This window comes from Peribacillus sp. V2I11 (assembly GCF_030817135.1).
GTDB classification, from domain to species: domain Bacteria; phylum Bacillota; class Bacilli; order Bacillales; family DSM-1321; genus Peribacillus; species Peribacillus simplex.
On sequence record NZ_JAUSYW010000001.1, the window covers coordinates 4,848,080 to 4,867,375 of the forward strand.

At 36.7% G+C, this 19,296-nt stretch carries 12 protein-coding genes, 6 pseudogenes and 1 riboswitch; of the genes and pseudogenes, 13 read left to right on the forward strand and 5 right to left on the reverse strand.

All coding sequences use genetic code 11. The features are described 5' to 3' along the window. The first annotated feature begins 92 nt into the window (after positions 1–92). The 6 genes and pseudogenes from QFZ73_RS23725 to QFZ73_RS23750 form a co-directional block, all read left to right on the forward strand. A complete protein-coding gene (locus QFZ73_RS23725; protein ID WP_251433875.1) occupies positions 93–653 on the forward strand; it encodes an HPP family protein in 561 nt (186 codons plus the stop codon). A 217-nt stretch (positions 654–870) separates the two neighbouring features. Continuing rightward, positions 871–3,189, forward strand: a complete 2,319-nt coding sequence (locus QFZ73_RS23730) for a helix-turn-helix domain-containing protein (protein WP_307271419.1) — start codon at positions 871–873, stop codon at positions 3,187–3,189. A gap of 162 nt (positions 3,190–3,351) precedes the next feature. Then, positions 3,352–4,587 (forward strand): MFS transporter, encoded by a 1,236-nt coding sequence (locus tag QFZ73_RS23735; protein WP_307271422.1) that lies wholly within the window; start codon positions 3,352–3,354, stop codon positions 4,585–4,587. Positions 4,588–4,601: 14 nt separating this feature from the next. Further along, positions 4,602–5,783 carry an amidohydrolase gene (locus QFZ73_RS23740; RefSeq protein ID WP_307271424.1) on the forward strand — a complete coding sequence of 394 codons (1,182 nt, stop codon included), beginning with the start codon at positions 4,602–4,604 and terminating at the stop codon, positions 5,781–5,783. 72 nt (positions 5,784–5,855) lie between these two features. Further along, positions 5,856–6,729, forward strand: a pseudogene (sdaAA, locus tag QFZ73_RS23745) (L-serine ammonia-lyase, iron-sulfur-dependent, subunit alpha); the annotation flags it as partial. A 78-nt stretch (positions 6,730–6,807) separates the two neighbouring features. Continuing rightward, positions 6,808–7,413: pseudogene (locus QFZ73_RS23750) on the forward strand (L-serine ammonia-lyase, iron-sulfur-dependent subunit beta); the annotation flags it as partial. A 216-nt stretch (positions 7,414–7,629) separates the two neighbouring features. Here QFZ73_RS23750 and QFZ73_RS23755 read toward each other — a convergent pair. Both QFZ73_RS23755 and QFZ73_RS23760 read right to left on the reverse strand, forming a co-directional pair. Then, positions 7,630–7,716, reverse strand: a pseudogene (locus QFZ73_RS23755) (YjcZ family sporulation protein); the annotation flags it as partial. Positions 7,717–8,009: 293 nt separating this feature from the next. Continuing rightward, complete coding sequence (locus QFZ73_RS23760; protein WP_307271427.1) at positions 8,010–8,924, reverse strand: DMT family transporter; 915 nt, start codon at positions 8,922–8,924, stop codon at positions 8,010–8,012. A 253-nt stretch (positions 8,925–9,177) separates the two neighbouring features. Between QFZ73_RS23760 and QFZ73_RS23765 the strand changes: the two genes are divergently transcribed. Further along, positions 9,178–9,669: an Lrp/AsnC family transcriptional regulator gene (locus QFZ73_RS23765; RefSeq protein ID WP_307271428.1), complete on the forward strand. Its 492-nt coding sequence runs from the start codon at positions 9,178–9,180 to the stop codon at positions 9,667–9,669. Positions 9,670–10,337: 668 nt separating this feature from the next. Here QFZ73_RS23765 and dapA read toward each other — a convergent pair. From dapA to QFZ73_RS23780, 3 genes and pseudogenes are all read right to left on the reverse strand, one after another. Further along, positions 10,338–11,234: a 4-hydroxy-tetrahydrodipicolinate synthase gene (gene dapA, locus QFZ73_RS23770; protein WP_251433858.1), complete on the reverse strand. Its 897-nt coding sequence runs from the start codon at positions 11,232–11,234 to the stop codon at positions 10,338–10,340. Between the two features lie 135 nt (positions 11,235–11,369). Further along, a riboswitch (Lysine riboswitch) is annotated at positions 11,370–11,548 on the reverse strand. A 433-nt stretch (positions 11,549–11,981) separates the two neighbouring features. Next, positions 11,982–12,400, reverse strand: a pseudogene (locus tag QFZ73_RS23775) (MFS transporter); the annotation flags it as partial. Between the two features lie 149 nt (positions 12,401–12,549). Then, positions 12,550–12,837 carry a DUF2690 domain-containing protein gene (locus QFZ73_RS23780; RefSeq protein WP_251433855.1) on the reverse strand — a complete coding sequence of 96 codons (288 nt, stop codon included), beginning with the start codon at positions 12,835–12,837 and terminating at the stop codon, positions 12,550–12,552. Positions 12,838–13,473: 636 nt separating this feature from the next. Here QFZ73_RS23780 and QFZ73_RS23790 point away from each other — a divergent pair. The 6 genes and pseudogenes from QFZ73_RS23790 to QFZ73_RS23815 all read left to right on the forward strand — a co-directional run bounded on the left by QFZ73_RS23790 (position 13,474) and on the right by QFZ73_RS23815 (position 19,236). Continuing rightward, positions 13,474–14,115 (forward strand): annotated as a pseudogene (locus QFZ73_RS23790) (metallophosphoesterase family protein). Then, positions 14,112–14,612 carry a fibronectin type III domain-containing protein gene (locus QFZ73_RS23795; RefSeq protein ID WP_307271439.1) on the forward strand — a complete coding sequence of 167 codons (501 nt, stop codon included), beginning with the start codon at positions 14,112–14,114 and terminating at the stop codon, positions 14,610–14,612. Before QFZ73_RS23790 ends, QFZ73_RS23795 begins: the two are co-directional and overlap by 4 nt. Before the next feature lie 35 nt (positions 14,613–14,647). Then, complete coding sequence (locus tag QFZ73_RS23800) at positions 14,648–15,535, forward strand: hypothetical protein (protein WP_307271442.1); 888 nt, start codon at positions 14,648–14,650, stop codon at positions 15,533–15,535. 579 nt (positions 15,536–16,114) lie between these two features. Then, positions 16,115–17,563, forward strand: coding sequence for a sensor histidine kinase (locus QFZ73_RS23805; RefSeq protein WP_307271445.1), 1,449 nt, complete (start codon positions 16,115–16,117; stop codon positions 17,561–17,563). Then, positions 17,560–18,246 (forward strand): response regulator transcription factor, encoded by a 687-nt coding sequence (locus QFZ73_RS23810; RefSeq protein WP_307271448.1) that lies wholly within the window; start codon positions 17,560–17,562, stop codon positions 18,244–18,246. The genes QFZ73_RS23805 and QFZ73_RS23810 overlap by 4 nt, the downstream gene beginning before the upstream one ends. 287 nt (positions 18,247–18,533) lie before the next feature. After that, positions 18,534–19,236 (forward strand): annotated as a pseudogene (locus QFZ73_RS23815) (ankyrin repeat domain-containing protein). Positions 19,237–19,296: the final 60 nt, after the last annotated feature.

Genomic DNA, 19,296 nt, shown 5'->3' on the forward strand with positions numbered 1-19,296 from the left:
TTAAAAATTCATTGTTTTCCTGTAAGATAACAATATATAAAAACCCTGTCGACTTGTCGGCTTACTTAGAAAATGTGAGGAAAACATGAATTATGGAATTCGAAAAAAGTCTTGAAAAAAGTTGGAGTAATCAACAAAACGTAGGTTTAACAGCATATTTAAAGAAAATGAAGGGCGAAGCTAGAGAAAAAGACAGAATTGATTATATGGATTCCTTTGTTTCAGCTATAGGTGGGCTCATTGCTATTATCATTATTAGTTTTATAGCTGTCTATTTAGGATATCCTATGGCATTAGCTCCTCTTGGGGCGAGCTGTGTCATTGTTTTTGGTGCGCATAAAAGTCTCTTGTCACAACCCCGTAATGTTATTGGAGGACATATAATCTCTACAACAACAGCCCTTATCATTTGGAGCATCTTTGGTAAAAGCCTATTCATTATCGGTCTAGTATTAGCTATTGTATTAATTATAATGACTTTTACAAAAACCGTTCACCCTCCCGCAGCAGCTAGTGCCCTTGTTTCGATCAATTCTCAAGCTGGTTGGGGATTCCTGACTTCGATTGTAATAGGTACCTTATTATTAGTTTTTATATCGATGATTTATAATAATTTATTTCAAACAAGACAATATCCTAAACACTGGTTATGAAAAATTCAAATCATATTTTAACTAAACAGGAGCTTTTTATTTGGTGACTGTATTATGGCTCCTCCCTTATTGTGCTGACTGCTTAACTTCAATAAGCGTTTTCTTACTAATATTAGAAAACCATCCTTACCATCATATTAATAAAAATAGCGTTTGATAATGATTTGCTAAAGCTTGATGGGCAGTGGTAAAATCCCAGTAAAAAAGGTGAATGTTCATGTCTGAACCAGTAATAGAAGATTCTTACCAAATCAGTTTGCAAAATATTCGCCATCACTCACAGCATATCCATTTAGGAATTGAAATTCTTTTCGTAATCCGGGGAGAAATTGAGGTTATGGTCAATCAAGATTCCTGGCATTTGGGGGAAAATGATCTTCTGCTTATTAATGCTAATGATGTCCATACCGTAAAGGGGCATGAGGACAATGTAGTTCTATTGCTGCAAATTCCCCTTGGTTCCATCGAGCAGCTTTATCCGGATATTCATGTATGTTATTTCGACTGCCATTCATCCAAGGAAGATAGTGGGTTATATCTTCTTTTTGATCAAATCCGTCAACTCTTGGCTGAAATTTTTATCGCACATTACCAAGAGCAGGATGGAAGTGAACTTGAAATCAACAGCCTGATATACAAATTAGTTACACTCCTTATCCGGAATTTCAAAACCACACATCTCGGGCAGGATCGATTTATTGAAATGAAGGATGAAAGAATTAGGGACATCCTTACTTTTATTGAAAAAAATTATCGCAAACAGATGTCTTTTGAAGAGATTGCCAAACGGCAATATTTATCCCTATACTATTTGTCCCGTTATTTCAAGCAGGCTGTTGGTGTTAGTTTTTCACAATATGTAAAACAAATCCGTTTGAAATCAGCTGTTCATGAGCTGTTATATACCGATCATAACATTATGAAAGTCTCGTTAAATAATGGTTTTCCAAATGTGAAAGCTTTTAACAAGGCTTTTAAGGAAATGTACAATCAAACACCTGCCGAATATCGAGGTCTTCATAAAAAAGAACCTTTCCAGGAAGTAAATAATATAAGCGAACAATATACCTTGGTGAATTCGCCGCACTTTTTAATTGAAATGAGTAAGTATATTTCCCAAAAGGACCAAAATGTTACGGTGAAAGAATCGGGAGTTTCGGCGGTACATATCAACCTGCCGCAAGAACCTGTTCTTGTTCGGGATAAAGCCCAGCGATTACTGGTGATTGGCCAGCTGGAATATGCCTTAAATGAAGAGGTCCAAGCAGAATTAAAGCTTATTCAGGAGCAGCTCCATTTTGAATATGTCTATTTCACAAACCTATTTTCCCCCACATTTACGACAATCGACCCTCTTTTGCAAATAGGAGGGCCGTATTATAAGATCGATGCGTTATTTAACGAGTTTCAAAGGCTGGGTTTAATTCCATTCATTAGTGTGGAGATTGAAAAGGAAGTCGTAAGCTGCCCTGATTATATAAAGATGTTAGATGAATTTTTACAGCACGCTGTCAGTTATTTTGGCGATGCCTTTGTCGGGAAATGGCAATATGAATTGGTTTTCTCAGAGTGGGATCAAACAGCCCGGACTTTTTATCAACAATACTTTCAAACTGTGAAAAAGAGGGCTTCCACTGCAAAAGTCGGGGTTCATGTGCCATTTTCCTTAGAAAAAGGATTATCAGTCCCTGTTAATGAATTTTTAAAGCAAATCGATCAATTTGACCTGGTGTGCTTTAGCTGCAATCCAAATGAACAAGTTGACTTTACCGATATGGATAACAGTTCCTTTAAGGGAGTAAAAGATTATATAAAGAAATCGTGTATTGAATTAAAAGCAAACCTTTCGTCAGCTGGCTTGGCTGGCACACCAATTTACCTGACTAACTGGAATACACTTTACGGTAATACAGTTAATTTAAGTGGAACTTTTTTTCGATCAGCCCTCATTTTTAAAGACATGCTTGATGTTATAAAAGAGATTTCCGGTTTGGGATTTTGGATTGATACCCATTCATTAGAAAAAAGTAATATGGATAATGAAAATATTGCAATGAATGGAATTGCCCTGCTTTATTATTATCAAATAAAGCGTCCAGCGTTTTTTAACATGCAATTAATTGCAAAAATAGGACTGGAGATTTTAGCTGAAGGTGAGGACTTTGTACTGACGAAGGGGAAACAAGGCTACCAATTGGCTATTTATAACAATTCCTATGTTAATCCCACTTATTCTGTCGAAAGTTTCTTTTTGAGCTCTCTAACAAAGGAAAAGAAAATCATGATTTCAGGGTTGCCTTCTGGTACTTATCAAATTCGGAAATACATTCTCGATAGAAATAACGGTGCATTTTACTTTAATTGGCTCAATCTCAATCAACAGTATATCTATGATCAAGAGATCATTACGTATCTCAAGCAGCGAGCCTATCCAGATTTGCAAATCTATGAGGAAAACATTGACTCGGAGCTCTTATTACAATCCACTTTGACGTTAAATGCCATTCACCTCATTGAAATTAGGCCATTAGGTTAAAACTTAATGGTCTTTTTTTGTTGTTTGGTTAAGCCAAGTAATGAAAAAGGGCAAATGAAGGGGTGTTTTTTCGACAATGATTGGAATGTTTTCAATACTTAAAAAATTTATAATGAAGACAAGAAAGCGATTACATAAATAATATTTCGGAGGTAGCCTTTTATGTCTGTTTCTCAAGGAGCGATTAAGAAGCAAAGCGAATCAAAACTTTCGGTATCAAAGGAAAAAAATCCCCGTGGAGCTTTGTTGACTACAGCTTTAATGGCTGGTTATTCCATGATTTACATGGACAAAAACATGATTTCTACTGCAATTATCCCAATTGCAGAACAATTCCATCTATCAACAAGTCAAACCGGTTTGATAATGAGTTTATTTTTCCTGGGTTATTCGTTAATGCAGATACCTGGGGGATGGCTCGCAGATAAGATTGGATATAAAAAGGTACTAATGCTTTCGCTTTCGCTTATTACAATATTTTCATTCGCATTTGGCCTTGCTGGAAGCTTATTGATGTTTATTTTGATTCGTTTCTTGGCTGGTATTGGCCATGCAGGCTATCCTCCAAGCTGTTCAAAAGGAATTGCCGAAAATTTCCCGAAAAAAAGACGGACTTTTGTTCAATCGCTCATTTTGTCAACGAGTGGAATTGGCGGAATTTTGGCTTTTGTGATTGGAGCACGGCTGATTGACTTAAATTGGCATTATGCCTACTATGCACTGGGGACAATGTTTGCCATCTCGTTACTTTTAGTTACCTTTTTGGTACCTAATAGCCACCCAACTGCCAAAACGAAAACTGAAAAGAAACAAGTTAGTTTTAAATCAGTGATTTCCAATCGAAATGTAATTATTTTATTCGTTGCCATGCTGCTTGCGAATGTAGCTTTTTATGGAAATATGTCATGGCTGCCAACTTTCTTAAAGACAAAATTTTCACTATCCATTAGTACGGTTGGGGTAATCCTGGCAGTGAACGCTATTGGAGGAACGCTAGCCTCCATATTTGCAGGTGTATTATTATCAAAATATTTTGCTGGCAAGGAAAAGTTACTGCTAATGTGCTGTTCAGTGGTTTCATCCTTGTTGTTTCTTGGTTTAGTATTTTCAAATTCATTGGTCCTTTCCATTGCTTTCTTATATGTGCTTACATTTTTATTAACCACGATCTTTGTGGGGATTTTCTCTTGGCCGCACAAGATTTTACCTGAGAAAGTAATTGGGTCATCCATTGGGATCGTCAATACGGGTGGGACGCTTGGGGGCTTTATTGCTCCAATGGCATTCGGTGCTTTAATTTCAATGGCCGGGGGATCGTTTTCTATCGTATTCATCACATTGGCCATAGCCGTTGTAATATGCGGTCTAGTTATACTTACTGTTAAATCAGGAAAATAATAGGAGGGAAAATGATGTTAGATCAACTATTGCAAAATCTTGAAGCGAAAAAAGAAAGAATGATTGAAATACGCAGATATCTCCATCAACATCCTGAATTATCTTTTAAAGAAGAAAAAACGGCTCAATACATTGCTGATTTTTATAAAGATAAAAATGTAATAATACGGACAAATGTTGGCGGATATGGAGTGGTTGTGACAATCGAAGGCGGACTCGCAGGTAAAACAGTTGCCCTGCGTGCTGATTTTGATGGACTGCCAATTACGGAAGAGGCAGATGTACCATTTAAATCGAGTAATCCAGGTGTTATGCATGCATGCGGTCATGATGGACACACTGCCTATTTAATGATTTTAGCCGAAGCATTAATCGAAATAAAAGACCAATTAAGAGGAAACGTTGTAATCTTGCATCAGCCTGCGGAAGAAACGCCTCCTGGAGGAGCAATTGCCATGATTGAAGATGGATGTTTAGAAGGTGTGGATAGTATTTTCGGTATTCACCTTATGTCCCCATCGGTGACCGGGGAGGTCTCTTATCGTGCTGGTGATATGCAGGCTGGACGCTCGTATTTCAAAGTGAAAATCCAAGGAAAAGGCGGACATGGTTCGATGCCGCATACAAGCAATGACAGTATTGTCGCAGCAAGCCACTTTATTGTAGCAGCCCAGACGATTGTCAGTCGCCGAATCAATCCTTTTGATATGGCTACAGTAACGATTGGCTCGTTTGATGGAAAGGGATCATTTAATGTTATAAAGGACAGGGTGGAACTTGAAGGAGATGTTAGAACCATGTCCAGTGAAGTTCGTGCTATAGTGGAAACGGAATTCAAGCGAATTTTAGCGGGGCTTGCTCAAGAATTTGACATTACCTATGACTTAATATACTCACATGATTACCCTGTTTTAGTGAATGATAAAGCCATGACAGAACTGGTTGTAAATGGGATTAAAAAGGCCGAAATTCCAGAAATCAAAGCGTTAGTGGAAACGCCGCCAATGTCTGGGTCAGAGGATTTTGCTTACTATTTGCAAAAGATTCCCGGCAGTATGTTTTATGTTGGAGCAAAGCCGGAGGATGGTCCAGTTTATCCTCACCATCATCCTAAATTTGTCATTAATGAAGACAGCCTGATCATTGCGGCAAAAGCAATGGCAGCTGTTGTTGCAGAATATTTTGGACAAGAGTAAAACTTAGTGAAAAACGGGGATGGTTCTTATGCTTGCGGCGTGGGGACCTTCTTCTTGTACAGGAGTGATCACATGTCTTTTACTAATTTAAAAGAGTTAATTGAACTAGCAGAGCAGGAGAAAACATCCATTTCGGAATTGATGATCAAATCAGAGGTACACCAGAAAGGTTTTCCTAGGGAGACGATTATCGAAAAAATGTCGGAACAATTTACTGTTATGGAGGAGGCTGTCCGCAGAGGTACAATGAGTCCGGTCATGTCTCGTACTGGTTTGACGGGAGGGGATGGAAACCGCCTTTATCAGTATACCCAAAACGGGAATTCCTTTGTCAATCCTGGAACATTGAATGCTGCAGCAAATGCGCTCGCGGTATCAGAAGTAAATGCTGCAATGGGGCGGATTGTGGCGACGCCAACAGCTGGATCAGCGGGAATCTTGCCAGCTGTCCTTGTTCCTTGACAGCGGGAAATTCACCCGAAAGCAGATTGTCCAGTCAATATTCACTGCCTCTGCCCTCGGCTTAGTTGTTGCAAATAAAGCTTCGATATCAGGGGCAGCCGGCGGGTGCCAAGCTGAAATCGGTTCAGCAACCGCAATGGCAGCCGGCACCCTAGTAGAGCTTGCCGGTGGTACACCAATGCAGGTTGGAAATGCCGTCGGAATTGCTTTGAAAAATTCACTGGGGTTGGTTTGTGACCCAGTTGCTGGGCTGGTGGAAATCCCGTGCATCATCCGCAATGGTTTACATGCAATTACCGCCCAAGCTGCTGCAGATATGGCTTTAGCTGGTATAGCTAGTGTCATTCCACCGGATGAAGTGATTCATGTGATGCATGAAGTCGGACAGCAAATGCCCGAATCGTTGAGAGAAACCGGGATTGGCGGTCTTGCCGGAACTCCGACCGGGCAAAAATTAAAGAAGCTGATTCTAAGCGGAAAAACTAGTGGCTGTGGGCCGGCAAAATACCAAAGTGCGTATGAAATCATCGGTCCCGTAATGGTTGGCCCTTCGAGTTCTCATACAGCCGGGGCTGTACGAATCGGGAATATTGCCCGCCAGCTATTAAACGAAAATCCATTATATGCAAAGTTCTCGCTGATGGGCTCTTTTGCCGAAACCTATCAAGGCCATGGAACAGACCTGGCTCTATTAGCCGGTGTTCTTGGGTTATCTACCATGGATGATGGCATTCCAAATGCAAAAAAAACTGCTGAAGAAAAAGGCTTACAATATGAATTCACGAAAAGGGTGCTTGGAAACTATCATCCGAATACCGTTCTAGTAGAATTGACAGGGGTCACACGTACTGTGAAGGTTTTGGCCAGCTCTTTAGGCGGTGGTAAAGTGGAGGTTCAGGAATTCGATGAGTATCCATTTAAATTTTCTGGTGAACGGCCAACACTTGTGATTCGCCATTCCGACCAAAAAGGGGTTATTGCCGAATTATCGGATATTCTTTATCAAAAAGGGTTCAATATAGCCCGTATGGCCAATGAACGTTCCAAAATCAATGGTGCTGCAATAACGATTTGTGAAATCGACAATACAGCCGAAGACACTCTTTTATCTTTATTAAAAAGGGAGATTCCGATTATCGAAGAAATTGTCTTGGTTCAAACTAAGTAGTTACCAAAAAATTGTCCATTAAGCCCGCGATCGTATTTCGCTGATTCAAAAAAGCATGGTATGCGATTAAAACCAAAAAAGGCATTCGGAATAAATTCGTTCCGAATGCTTTTTTGTCTTTAAACTGAAGCAATCGAAAGGAAGGTTGTTTATTTTAGTGAAAAAGGATGGCCTATGACAGTCGCCCAGTAATTTAATTATTTTTTAGCAGAAGTCTCAGCCTCTGTTACAGCCGGCACAAATGCATCCAACTATGATTAATGGTATAAACACAACGACTATGAAGGCGAAATCTCCTCCAAATCAAAAAACGCCGTTACAACTGTTGTCACAACCTGACATTTGGAAACATCTATGTAGTTGTTTTTAAGGAGGATATTTTGATAGTATTCCTGAACAATTAATTGCTTTAAAGCAATATAAAAAAGAAGTCATCAGTTTATATGTTTATCTTTATAAATAAAGTGGTTTCCTTTTCTTTTTTATTAATTCCTTAACCGGAAAGTTTTTGAACAATCGAGCCTGTATCCACCTTGGATCAGGCTTTTTTGTATTAATCACCAGAGATATTACGTTTTTAGACTTTGAATAAAAATTCATGCTTGAATCTGCGATTGACTAGAATTCTTTTTGAAAATCACCTTCGCTTTAAAATGTGAGAACAAATAACAACCTATAATCACAATACCACTACCAATTCCTTGTACCCACGTCATTTTTTCACCTAATAATAGAAAAGCTAAAATTGCAGTGAAAATAGGATTAAAATTCAAGAAAATACCTGATGTTGTTGTACCTAATTTTTGTACACCAATGTTCCAAAGTACCATACAAGCTACAGTTGAGATAACGGCTGTATATAAAATAGATTGTATGAAAGAAGTATTTATATTAGACACCGTAAAATTAGAAAAATTAAACGGAAGAAGGACTATAAGTCCAAATATACCAGAATATAATGTAGACATCATGGGTGTTGTTGTTATCATTGCCCATTTGCTACAAACGGAATATATTCCCCAAACGCATACAGCAGCCATCATATATAAATCACCTGTATTAAAACGTAATGAAAGGAATAGATCAATATTTCCTTTTGAAAGTACAAGTAATACACCAAAAAGCGAAAAAAACATAGAAAACATTTGTAGAATATTAATTCTTTCTTTTAAAAAGAAAAATGAAAAAATTGCAATTGAAATCATGTTTAATGTTGATATTAGCCCAACATTAGTGGCGGTAGTTTTCTCTAATGCTGCAAATTGTAATAGATTAAATAGAACCACACCTGTAATTCCCATCAAAAATAAAGGAAGGATTGCACTACGAGGGGGAAATATCTTTCTTTCTTTCCACCATACAATTGGCAAAAGACAACTAATAGCTATGATCCACCTTAAACTCGTCAACGTCATCGGAGAAGCATGACCGACAAGTGACTTTCCTACGACAAAGTTTCCACCCCATAATAAACTTGTTAAAAGTAATAACGAAAAATAATAATATTGCATATCATTTTGCTCCTTTTCATCTTTCACTGTTTACGTGAAAAAGATCGAAGCCATTGTGCACAATGACATTTCAATTTTTATAATTATTTACTAATAATTTTAACATTTTAGTTCGTTACTTAATATATTATTTTGTATAATAGAAGAAACTTAAAATAATATTAAGAAATATTCTTGATATACAGAATTAAATTTTGTTTTGGTGTTGAAATGATACTGTTTTTGGAACAATTGTAAAAGGGGGTGACTATAAGTGGAATCTATGGTAAGCAAGGTTCTGGATAATGTTGATATCCAAATTTTAGATTTACTGCAAAAGGATGCACAGTTAAGCAATACTGAGCTTGCAAAGCGTGTCAAGTTATCTCCACCAGCTATACATTCAAGGATAAAACGTTTGGAAAATGAAGGGTTTATTAATGCACAAGTAGCAATTTTAAACCAGGAGAAGCTAGGTTTTGATTTATTATGTTTCATTTTTATTAGTACGAATATACATCAAGCTGAAGAACTCGAAGTTTTGGAAAAGGCATTAGCTTCTATGTCAGAAGTATTAGAGTGTCATTGTTTAACAGGTGAGTATGATTATCTTCTAAAAGTGGCTAACAAAGATCGGAAGGAATTAGAAATATTTATTAGAAAGTTAAATAAACTAGGCATTACAAAAATTCAAACTAGCCTAGCTCTCAGAGAAATTAAATACTCAACAGTTTTACCGATATGGGAAGAAAAGGCCCGTTCGTAAAAGTACACTTTTACCAACGGTTTTTGATAGAACTAGAAAGAGAAAAGTAGAAGTAGGAGTAAAAAAAGAAGTCCGTAAATATGGAAACATACAAGTCTGCAGCAAGGATCAAAATGAAGGACAGCAACTTCAGGCCATGAAATAAAAGGGGTTGGATAAAAAAACTTGTCACAAAATAGCCTTTGCTCAAAGAGAACAAAGGCTATTTATTCATTATCAAGTTATATAAGTAGATATAAATCCATTTCTAAGTTGAACTATAAAGTTCGTTCAAAATTTTGAACGTCAAAGCTATTAATTACTTTATTTCTTTTGAATTTGTTAAGGATCCATCATAGATTGGATATTAAGGAACGACTCTGTTTTTCAATAATTACATATCAACATCACTAGAAATATTAAGCTTATGATCAATCCCCGAAAAAATCATTGCTATAGAAATTCCTACTGGATGCACCATATATCTTTCTTGAAAATGTACATTCTGCTTTTGCCATTAATCTTAAATGATCATTATATTGCTCAACTAGTTTAAGCACTGAGCCGTGCATCGATTAAAAAGCAGTACACTTCTTTCGGAGTTTGCACTGCTTTTTTTAATTTCTCCCGTTTATTATGGTTTTAATTGGAAAATCGATATTGAAGACTCGCTTAATGAATCATTAAGTTTATTTACTTAACAAAATTGCTTCTGCGTTACTCGGTTGTAGAGCTATTTGTAGTGCACTTTTTTCTTCATAGTTTAAAGGGACCAATGGTAAGCGGACACCTCCAACATTTAACCCCCGCATATTTAATGCTGATTTTACCGGTGCTGGGCTTGGTGCAGCAAATAATGCTTTCATAATTGGAAGAAGGTTACGATGTGCAGTGGCAGCACCATGGACATCACCATTTTTAAAGCTATTGATCATTTCTTGCATTTCATTACCAATTATGTGTGAAGCAACCGAAACAATGCCTGTTCCACCAATGGCTAAAACCGGTAATGTTAACCCATCATCGCCGCTGTACAATGTAAAATCGGTAGTTGTTTTGCTTATGATTTGTGCCATGGCATCTAAGTCACCACTTGCTTCTTTTACTGCCACAATATTGTTGATTTTCGAGAGGCTAACAATCGTCTCTACTGACATGTTCACAACACTTCGTCCTGGGATATTATAAAGCATTACCGGTAATGATGTTGAATGGGCAATAGCACTAAAGTGCTGAAATAATCCTTCTTGAGACGGCTTGTTATAGTATGGGGTAACGAGCATGATTCCGTCGACTCCTGCTGCCTCTGCTTGCTTTGTTAAGCTGATCGAAGCCTTCGTGTTATTTGAGCCAGTTCCAGCTATGACTGGAACTCTTCCATCAACAACTTCTACAACAATTTTGAATAAATCTACTTTCTCTTCTGCAGTTAATGTAGGAGACTCTCCAGTTGTACCAGCTATTACTAATCCATCAGAACCATTAGCAATTAAATAATCTACTAAAATTCTCGTAGCATTAAAATCAACCTCATCATTATGATTAAACGGGGTAACCATTGCGGTTAAAACTTGGCCAAAATTCATAACTTCACACCCTTTTGTTTATTTTTTAAAAAAATTCAGAGGTGGTTAGGGCCATTCAGGAGTAAACGCAAAAAAGCAACAACGAGGATTCGCTGCTGCAGTAGAAACAATATTTATCAAAAAAAATGTTTCCGCGCATAAGATAGCCCTCCATATAGTTTCCTATATGACAGTCCTGCATTTATTCAATAGCAGAACCAGCTTCAAGAACATGAGATTCTTTCCGCTTCGGCAAATTCCCCTTTCCACAATAGTCATAGGATCTCATTCTCCTCAAAATGTGTACTAATGGTCTTTGCTCCTCTATCCTCACTTCAAAAAGCATGAAGTAAGAAAATATTTAATTGACTGTAATATAACAAGGAATCCTTTTTATTGCAAGGCCAATTTAGAAATATTTTTTTAGAATACATGGATAATCAATGGAAATGGATACGGTATAGGGGCTGGATTCATCTTTTTTAGTATTATGTAATCTCAACTTTAATAGTTTTATAAAACAAACTGTATGAAAAGTTTCACTCTTTTATAGTCAGTTTTGACAATTGATATATCTTATAGAAAATTGGTATTTATCTTATGAATACTGAGAATAATGATCAAGGTGGGGAGGACAACATGATAAATACAAAACTAACAAATGAAAGAAAAGATATGAAAATCCGTACGTTTGGGAAGCAAGAAAACGGATCGCTTCAATGTAAGTAGGACTCCATTGATTCAATTATACTATCATAAAAAATTGAAAAGGATGGCCATTAATGACATCAAGCTAATGTTAACCAATCCAAAGATAAAATTATCTGTCGTCCAATAAAAAATGATAAGAACAATTGCTTGCACGAGGAAAACAAACCGGAGGCATTCGGTAGCATTGTAGCTGGCAATTTTACCAGCGAGTATGTTGCTGAAAATGGAAATAAATCCGTAGCCAAACAAGATCAAGAACTACTTGGCGCTTCCATTCCTTTCAGGATTGGAACGAGATACGTATAAACAGCATACGTCGCTCCAAATCCATGAGATGGAATGTTAAAAGCCATTAAGATTCGTGGGGTTGTTAACAAAGAAAATTGATCACGCATTGAACTGCGAAATGGACTGTGCATAGTAGGAAAAATGAGGAAAGGTGGGAAAAACACAATTCCACCGAGAAAAGTGTTAACAGGAAGTTTGCATTAATAACCCATTAAACGACCGGTGTTCGCAGAAATAATTAGAGCCCCAGTGGAAGAATAAATACCTGCTTTGGCCAAAGCATTATAAGGATCTTTATTCCATAATTGAGCAGTATAACAGGACGTTTGACCTTTCATTATCCATCCGTACCACCGGAACTAGCACAACTTGTAAATGCTCTCTTAGCCGTGCCATTAAAACTGTCAACCCAAACATTTGCATAATAATCGTAAGGAGCAGCCGAATAAAACTTTAAGTAACCCCACGCCGTATGACAATACGCACTTCCTTTTAGCTGCACATATCCAATTTTCACACCGTTTTTATAGATATATTCTGTTTCATAGGTGATTGGGCTTTTAGAAGCACAACCTGTCGAATAAGGGTTTGTATTATCATAGGACAATGCAAATGTTTTATTCATGGGTACAATCGCAAAAAAACAGTCCAAAAACAAGAGCTACTACCATCACAATATTCAATTATTTTTTTATAATAACCTCTCTCCTTTCCTTCTTCCAGACTTCACCAAATGAAAATTGGTATTTCTATGTACTATGGAATCATTTACCCCTGTGTAAATTTTACCATTTTAAGGATAACTACTTAGTTAAGGGATAGTACCCCATTCTCATTAACCAAAGGCAAATCAATACCGAGACAAAGGTGAACGAATACTGGCCATACCTTTTGTTGATTTATTAATATTTAAATTACACTGGTGCTATATTTTATTAATAATGTAAAGTTACAATTTTAATTGGTAAACCACGTAAAAATTTTAAAATGAGGAGGATGTTTGTATTTTTGAAAAATAATTACATAATTTAAGTGGCTAAACGATAAATAGGAGGAAATGATCTTGAAAGCGAAAAATAAATTTGCTGCAATGTTAACAGTTGTAACGTTAGGATTAACAACTTCTTTATCTAGTGTACAAGCATTCTCGGAATCTTCAAATTCAGATAATGAACGTAAACCTGAGCTCGTTTTTCCTGTAATCAGTGATGTACATATTGATGATGGATCAACTTCTGATATGAACAAGTTTAGAACAGCCATGGATCAATTAAACAAAGCTGCACCTAAACAGGATGCTTTTGTTGTCGTTGGGGATTTAACAGACTATGGATATGCTACTGAATATGATAAGTTCTTCTCCATTTATAAGTAGAAGAAACAAGGCGATGTCCAATCCATGTTTACAATGGGAAACCATGATTATTGGAATGGACTTTCCGTTGAAAAAGCACAAGATCGTTTTATCAAGAAAACAGGAATGGATTCTCTTTACTATCATAAAAAAGTAAATGGATATGATTTTATTACGTTAAGTCCGGAAAATGGTAATACGCATGGTTTATATTCTGTTAATCAAATTAACTGGCTAGGTGAAAAGTTAGCTGCTGCAGAAAAAGAGAATCCGGACCAACCAATCTTTGTTTTTCTTCATCAACACATTAAAGACACTGTGTATGGAAGTGACTTGTGGGGAACTCAGGAAAATAAAGAACTTTTATATGATACATTAAAGAAACATCCACAAGTTATTACATTTTCAGGCCATTCTCATTATCCACTTGAAGACCCTAGAACGATTCATCAAAAAGACTTTACGTCTGTTGGCACGTCTTCTGTAAGTTATTTGGAAGTAGAGCCAGACAAACTTCAAAAGGATATCGGGATATTAGTCAAGGAATGATTGTAGAAGTTTATAATAATGAAGTTGTCATTAAAAAACGTGACTTTCATAAAGACGATTGGACAGGAAAACCATGGGTAATAAAAAATCCTTCTACAAAAAATAACTTTAAATATACAGACGATCGAGATCAGTCACCACCGGTTTTTGCAGTTAAAGACAAAGCTTTGATTGTAAAAGAAAAATCGACACTAAGAAGTTTAAATGTAACATTTCCACAGGCAAAAGATAACGTACTCGTACATTCTTATCACATTACAGCCAAAAACAAGGAAACTGGGGAGCTGGACGCAGATTTCACCGTATTTTCTGAATTCTATTATGATCCTGTGCCAAAGAATTTAGAGTTCCCTGTTGCTGGACTTAAGCCAGGTACTGATTATCAAATTAAGGTACAAGCACTAGATTCATTTAACAATAGCAGTAAAAAGGTGTTACTGGCTGATGGCCAGACAAAAGCCCTGGAAATGGTCTCAGCACAAGCTTCCCCACATTAGTATCGGCAGGTGGATCAACTACACTCCAAGTGAAGATGAAAAATTATGGAAATGGTAGTGTGAATGGGAAAATAAAAGTTGATGCATCTGAAGGTTGGAGTGTGGAGCACAAAGAACTTGAGTATGAGCTATCAGGAACTGAAGAAAAAATGTTGCCAATAAAAGCTACACCTAGTAAGGAAAGTTCCGGTTCATCACAATTCACCTTTACTGCTTACGAGGGCGGCCAAATAATTGGCTCCAAGAATATAAATGTATACGTAAACATGATGCTTGGAGAAAGTTTTGACCAATTAGAGTCTGCATTAAAGCCAGCAGTGAATGAAAACATTCCAAGTTCTGTTCTCGGTTGGAGCCATACAGCTCCTAACGGCTGGTCGGTTACAAATAGCTCGAATATGCCAGCTGGTACAGAGGAATGGCAAGGTTGGAGTTTCACAACAAAAGACTTTTGGATAAAAGCAGAAGAGCAAGATCGTAACAAATTTGAGCTTGGTCAAGGTGTTATAGCTGTAGCGGATCCTGATGAATGGGACGATAACGGTTCACCAGCATCAAAAGGCTTTTTTGATAGTACATTAACTTCACCTTCTGTAAAAGTTGTTGGTGCAAAAGATCTATACTTAGGTTTTGCATCTCACTATAAACAAGAAGGAACGCAAACAGCTAAAGTAACTGCTGTCTTTGATAATGGGGAAAAACAACAAGTTCTCGTTTATGATAATAAAGCTGCTTCGGATAATAAAAATGGACATGTTTTGAATAAGTATGAAGTTAAATCGATTAAGGTTCCTGAAGATGCTTCTTCTATGAAATTACAATGGAGAATGCATAATGCGAAAAATAATTGGTTTTGGTCGATTGACGATATTAGAATGGATGACCAAAGGATCGTTTCACCAAATAATGAAAAGGACAGGTGAACATTCTTAAAAAATAATTTGTATAAGTAAAAAGCGGACTTTCCTTAAAAAGGGAAAGTTCGCTTTTTCTCTATGTCTTACAAACTCTGGACCAAATAGTGAACTACTAAAAGATTCATGGCCTTTTCCGTGTGCTTGATAATGGTTTCTCGCCTAATTAATTTCGTTTCTTTGTGAAGATAATACATCAAATTGAAGGGAAAGTTATTAATTATAAATTACTGAAGTGCAGCTTTATATAATTCTTTGGATAATTTATAAATAATATCATTATTATAAAAGGTAGGTTAAAAAACAAAAAACAAGCTAGCCGAGACCCCACAGACGCTTGCTTTGATGCGGCATGGCAGACATTCGGCGAAAAGGGAGCGGATTTCTGAAATCAAGCTGGAACGTTTTTATATAAAAAAACAGTAGACCAACAATAGAATAGGATTTTTTCCATGTATTTTAGAAAATTTTAAGATTTGTGTGATATGGTTTTTTTAGTTCTAAGAAACATTTTCATGCTAGAACAGCAGATAAACGGTGAACTTTTCTATAAAAGAGTAACGAGAGATCGATACGGGGTGAAAATATTTGTCAATTAAAATGAGGTTTCTGTTGTCCTACGTTGGCGTAATTCTTATTTCCATCACTTTATTTTTTGCAGCTGGATTTTTACTTATTTTTGCAATAACGGGTGATGTAAAATCGATAGAGCATTTATACAAAAAATCTTATCTTCAAAAACCTTTGACTGCAGTAGAAGAAAGTGTGTTTCTCGATTTAAAGCTATTGGCAAAAAATAACCCTGAGCACCTTCTAAACGAAGAACAGCTAAAGAAAATTGAACATAGAGATATTAAGATTGTCGTTAGAAAAGATAATAACATTGAGTATGCTTCCCCAACACTAGATAAGCCTGGCTTGGTTCTATCACTTCCCAAGTTCGAAGAAACGAACATCAATACGCGAGACACAATCAAAATGAAAGACGCATTTTTCACATATGTGAAGTTTGATTTTTATTTTTCGGATAAAAGTGAAGGTAGTATTTTTGTATTGAGAAAAGCAAGTTCCTATGCCGAGCTGACTCGAGAGCTGTTTCCCATATTATTCGCTCTATTGTTATTACTGTTTGTTATGATTATTGGACTTTTAAATTATTTAGTTTCACGAAGTATCATCAAACCCATCTCTATTCTTAAAGAAGGCGCAGAGCGGATAAAATCAGGAGATTTAAACTTTGAAATCAAAGCCGCTTCGAATGATGAAATCGGACAATTGAATAGAGAGTTTGAGGAAATGAGAAAAAAGTTAAAAGAGTCCGTAAACCTCCAGCTTCAGTATGAGGAAAATCGAAAAGAACTTCTTTCCAATATTTCTCATGATTTGAAGACACCGATCACTTCGATTATGGGATATGTTGAGGGGATAAAAGACGGGGTAGCAAACACCCCACAGAAAATGGACAAGTATTTATCGACTGTCTACCTAAAAGCAAGAGATATGGATTCATTGATAGATGAATTGTTTTTATTTTCCAAGCTGGATTTAAAAAAAGAACCATTCAATTTTGAAACGGTCAGACTCGATAACTATTTGAAAGACTATGTAGAAGAACTTCAACTGGATTTACTTCAACAAGGAATCCGGATTGAACTTCATCAGATGTATAAACCGATATACGTTACAGCGGATAGAGAGAAACTAAAACGCGTATTGGCCAACCTAATCAGCAATTGTGTAAAGTATATGAATAAAGATGAAAAACACATTTCCATTTCTCTGCATGAAGGACTATATGATGTAGTAGTACAAGTAACAGATAATGGCTATGGAATAGAAGCTTCTGCTTTGCCTTATATTTTTAACCGCTTTTATCGTGCTGAGCAATCTAGAAATTCCCAGACTGGTGGAAGTGGTTTAGGACTTGCGATCGCAAAAAAAATTATCGGCGAGCATGGAGGAGATATTTGGGCTACTAGCAAGATAGGAAAAGGTACAAGTGTCTTCTTTTCCATAAAGAAAGGTGAGGAAATGTGAAAAAGATATTACTTATTGAAGACGAAGTCAGTATTGCTGAATTGCAAAGGGACTATTTGGAAATTAATGATTTTAGTGTCGATATTCAACATAATGGTGATGCAGGTCTCCAACAGGCCCTTCAAGGAAATTATCATTTAATCATTTTGGACATCATGCTTCCAGGGTTGAATGGATTTGAGATATGCAAACAAATACGTGCTGTCAAAAATATCCCGATTTTGCTTGTATCCGCGAAAAAGGAAGATATTGATAAAATTCGGGGGCTTGGTCTAGGGGCAGATGATTATATTACAAAGCCCTTTAGTCCCAGTGAACTTGTTGCAAGAGTGAAAGCGCATATAGCGCGTTATGAACGTTTATCAGGAAGTCACCCCAAATCTAATTCAATTTATGTTCGTGGAATTTCAATAGATAAGTCAGCACGCCGAGTTCACATAAACGGAGAGGTGGTCCCGTTTACAACAAAGGAATTCGATACGTTAGTGTTTTTTGTCATGCATCCGAATCAAGTATTAAGCAAAGAACAGCTTTATGAAAATATTTGGGGCTTGGAATCGGCTGCAGATGTTTCGACTGTCACCGTCCATATCAGGAAACTACGTGAAAAAATTGAAAGAAATCCTGCACATCCTAAATTTTTGGAAACCGTTTGGGGAGCAGGGTATCGCTTTAATGTTTAAATAGTATGTTTTTTGACCCGTCACGAAGGTGGCGGGATTTTTTTATAAACATTAAGAAATTTTATTAATAAGTTAATCATTTTTTAAGAAACTGTTTAGAGGGAGTTTAAGATTAAGCACTAATATAATGAAGACGGAATAAGTAAGCAACTAAAAATAAAAAGGAGAAAAATTCCTCATGCAACCTCAAAAATCTTTTTAGAACAAGCCATTTTTGGTACATCAAAATGACGGAAAATCCTTTTGGGGCAGAAGATGTACAAAGGTGAGAAAGGATGGTGTGTTTCATGTGGAGACGGCTAACGATTGTCATCGGATGCCTTATCATCCTTAAGGCCTGTGTATTAGATAACGAAGTAGAGCTAAATAAACAAGAAAAGGAGAAAGGAAAGGGAATGAATGAACAACTGATTCAAGCTGTAGAACGAAAAGAAACGGAAAAAATAAGAAGGTTGGTTGAGCAAGGAGCAGATATTAATACACAGGACCCGGAAGGGCGAACCGCCACTATGATTGCGACTTATAACAATGATGTAAAGACTGCAAAAATCCTTATTGAAGCGGGGGCAGACGTCAACATTCAGGATGACATGAAAAATAGCCCCTTCTTGTATGCCGGTGCTGAAGGTTATGTAGATATACTTAAACTTGCGATTGAAGCAGGTGCCGACCCGTCTATAACAACCGTTATGGAGGAACGGCTTTAATCCCTGCTTCGGAACATGGATATGTTAAGGTTATTAAAGAACTGCTTACTAAAACTGATATTGATGTGAATCATGTAAATGATCTCGGTTGGACAGCTTTGCTAGAAGCTATCATTTTGAATAATGGTGATGGAAAACAACAGCAAACAGTGCAATTGCTAGTAGATCATGGGGCAGATGTCAACATTCCTGATAATAATAATATGTGACCCCTTTACAACATGCCCGTGAGAAAGGATTTAAAGAGATTAAACAAATTTTACTATCTGCAGGAGCAAAATAACCAGATCGCTGATACTTATAATCTGTCAGTCCATTGCACTACTAGATTAAAACCAAAATA